This is a genomic window from Hydrogenophaga sp. (assembly GCF_051007235.1).
In the GTDB taxonomy this organism is placed as follows: domain Bacteria; phylum Pseudomonadota; class Gammaproteobacteria; order Burkholderiales; family Burkholderiaceae_C; genus Hydrogenophaga.
In genome coordinates this window covers 1-3217 of sequence record NZ_JBPCSJ010000055.1, presented here as the reverse complement: position 1 = coordinate 3217, position 3217 = coordinate 1, and the positions used below count along the sequence as shown (strand labels likewise).

3 protein-coding genes and 1 pseudogene are annotated in these 3217 nt (G+C 69.4%); 3 read left to right on the top strand and 1 reads right to left on the bottom strand.

Annotated elements, in window-relative coordinates; all coding sequences use genetic code 11:
* A pseudogene (locus ACR2JA_RS01850) lies at positions 1–467 on the top strand (MlaD family protein); the annotation flags it as partial.
* Complete coding sequence (locus tag ACR2JA_RS01845; RefSeq protein ID WP_434007440.1) at positions 464–1123, top strand: hypothetical protein; 660 nt, start codon at positions 464–466, stop codon at positions 1121–1123. The pseudogene ACR2JA_RS01850 and the gene ACR2JA_RS01845, both read left to right, overlap by 4 nt.
* A 170-nt stretch (positions 1124–1293) precedes the next feature.
* Here the strand turns inward: ACR2JA_RS01845 and ACR2JA_RS01840 are convergent, their stop codons facing one another.
* The gene (locus ACR2JA_RS01840) at positions 1294–2202 is read right to left on the bottom strand and encodes an AEC family transporter (RefSeq protein ID WP_434007439.1); all 909 of its coding nucleotides are present in this window, start codon (positions 2200–2202) and stop codon (positions 1294–1296) included.
* 157 nt (positions 2203–2359) lie between these two features.
* Between ACR2JA_RS01840 and ACR2JA_RS01835 the strand changes: the two genes are divergently transcribed.
* On the top strand, positions 2360–3217 hold an 858-nt coding region (locus ACR2JA_RS01835; RefSeq protein WP_434007438.1), incomplete at its 3' end, for a tripartite tricarboxylate transporter substrate binding protein BugE.

Below are 3217 nucleotides of genomic sequence, written 5' to 3'. Positions count from 1 at the left end.
CCCTGACCGGCCGCATGAACGGGCCGCAAGGCGTGCTGGGCACGCTGATGGGCAACGAGGCCGACGCGAAGAAGCTGGTGCAGACCATCGACCGCGCCAATGCGCTGCTGGCGCGCGCCGATCAGCTGACCGTGCGCCTGAACGGCCTGGTGGCCAACGCCGACAAGCAGGTGTTCGGTGCCGGAGCAGGCCCTGGCGGCACGGCGCAGGGCGGCCTGGTGAACGACACGCGCGCCACGGTGCAGCAACTCAACGCCCTGCTGGTCGACGCGCGCGGCAGCCTGCAGAAGGTGGACGCCGTGCTGGTCGAGGCCAAAGCCATCGCCGCCAACACCAAGGAAGCCACCACCGACCTGGACGTGCTGCGCGGCGAGGTCGAATCCAGCCTGCGCAAGGTGGACGGACTGGTCAACGAGATCAACCGCAAATGGCCGTTCAAACGCGAAACCGAACTGAAGCTGCCATGACGATTCGATCCCTTCTTGCAGCTGCCGCGGTGCTGGCGCTCGTTGCCTGCGGCAACACCCCGCCCGCCCCCGACTGGCAGATGAACGCCAAGGCCAGCGCCGAGCGCGCCACCCAGGCCTGGCTGACCGGTGACCAGCGGGTGGAAGCGGCCGAGTTCGCGCGTGCCCGCCGCGAGGTCGCCAGCACCGGGCAGCCCGCGCTGGCGGCGCGGGTGGAACTGCTGCGCTGCGCGGGCCGGGTGGCGGCGCTGGACGTGGGCGCTTGTGCCGGCTTTGACGCCCTGGCCGCCGATGCGACCCCGGCCGAGCTGGCGTATGCGCGCTACCTCACGGGCCGATCGACCGCGGCTGACGGTGCGATGCTGCCCGAGGCCCACCGCCCGTTCGCAGCGGGATCGGCTTCGCCCGACGCAGCGCTGTCCGCCATCGCCGATCCGCTCTCGCGCCTGGTGGCCGCCGGCGTGCTGTTCCAGCGCAGCCAGGCCACGCCCGGCGTCATCGCGCAGGCGGTGGACACGGCGTCGTCCCAAGGCTGGCGCCGGCCCTTGCTGGCTTGGCTCAAGGTGCAGCAGGCACGGGCGCAGGCTGGCGGAGCGATGGACGAGGTGGCGCGGCTTCAACGACGCATCGAACTGCTGGCTCCCCCGCCGAAGTAGGGCGGTCAAGGGGGCCAATGGCCAGCCGGAGTGCGGTCCGCAGCGCACGAACGGTCCCATCCAGTGCACCCGTGGAACCGGCTTCGCCGGGCCACAGGGTGCGTCCCCTTCGAAGCGCCGAAGGCGCGCCACAGAGGGGGAAGCCGCGCAGCGGCGCAGGGGGTGTTCGTCTACCCCCCCAGCACCCCCAGTGCAAACGGCAGACTCACCATGCCCAGCAGCGTGGACAGCGTGACCAGCCCAGCCACATACGGTCCGTTGTAGCCCATGCGCGCGGCCAGCACGTAGCAGGTGGACGCGGTGGGCACAGCCGAGAACATCAGCAGCACGGTGGTCTGCGTGGCGTCCAGCCCGAACAGGCGCGCCAGGCCGAAGGCCATGAGCGGCATGCCCAGGTGCTTGACCGCGAGCACCGACACGCCCAGCGCCTTGGCGGTGTGCAGGCTGCCCAGCTGCATGCCGGCGCCGGCGGCCATCAGGCCCAGTGCCAGGGACGACTGGCCGATACGCGTGACCGTGGGTTCGAGCCAGCCCGGCACGCTGAAGCCGGCCAGGTTGGCCAGCAGGCCGCTGGCGGTCGCGATGATCAGCGGGTTGCGCACCAGTTCGCGCACGAAGCCTTTTCCGGCATGGTGTGCCATGGGCCAGACCGCGCCCACGTTGAACAGCGGCACGCACACGCCAATGAGCACCGCCACCAGCTGCAGCCCCTGCGGGCCGGCCACCTTGCTGGCCAGCGCCAGGGCGATGAAGGAGTTGAATCGGAAACCCACCTGCGCGCTGGCGGCGTGCAGCCGGCGGTCGAACGGGCGTCCCAGCCAGGGCCAGTAGGGCAGGGAATAGGCCAGCGCGATGCCGCACAGGCCGAGGGTGAAACCCGCCGCCATGAGGGCCGACGTGCCCTGCAGGTCCAGCGGGTTGCGCACGATGCTGTGGAACAGCAGCACCGGGAACAGGAAGTAGTAGACCAGGCTCTCGATCGGCTCCCAGACCTTGCGGTCGAGCGCGGTGAAGCGGCACAGCAGGTAGCCGATGAAGATGAGCGAGAAGTCGGGGAAGAGCAGCTGGGCGAAGTTCACGCCCGGAGGATACCGGCGCTCCCGCCGCCGGTCTGGGGGTTTTCACTTATGTAGTGTCCCCATGGTGCCCTGCCGGGGTGCGACCTACAGTCGGGCCCAGCGGCGCCGGGTAACATGACCCGCTGCTATCTTTTTGATCCACCACAGGAGTCGCCCCATGCTCAATCGCCGTCACATGACCGTTCTTGGCCTTGCCGCTGCCGCGCTGGCGGGCAGTGGGGCCGCGCTGGCGCAGGCCTACCCCAACAAGGTGATCCGCCTGCAGGTGCCGTTCGCGCCCGGCGGCACCACCGACATCATTGCCCGCGTCATGTCCGAACCGATGGGCCGTGCCCTGGGCCAGAGCGTGGTGGTGGAAAACAAGGCCGGTGGCGGCGGTGTGGTGGGGGCCACCGAGCTGGCGCGCGCGCCGGCCGACGGCTACATCATCGGCATGGCGACCGTGTCCACCACGGCGGCCAACCCGGCCATCAACCCCAAGATTTCGTACAACACGCTCACCGATTTCACGCCCATCATCAACATCGCGGCCACGCCCAACGTGATCGCGGTGCACCCCAGCTTCCCCGCCAAAGACTTCAAGGGTTTCCTGGCCGAGATCAAGAAGAACCCGGGCCGCTACAGCTACGCCAGCTCGGGCACCGGCGGCATTGGCCACCTGCAGACCGAGCTGTTCAAGAGCCTGACCGGCACTTTCATCACCCACATCCCTTACCGCGGCGCGGGCCCGGCCCTGAACGACACCGTGGGTGGTCAGGTGCCCATCATCTTCGACAACCTGCCCTCGGCGCTGCCGCACATCAAGGCCGGTCGCCTCGTCCCCATCGTGGTGGCCGCGCCGCAGCGCCTGGCCGTGCTGCCCGATGTGCCCACTTTCAAGGATGTCGGTTTTGAGCCGGTCAACCGCATGGCCTATTACGGCTTCATCGCGCCCAAGGGCCTGCCCAAGGACGTGACCGACAAGATCTACAACGCCACCCAGCAGGCGCTCAAGGACCCGGCCGTGCGCAAGCGC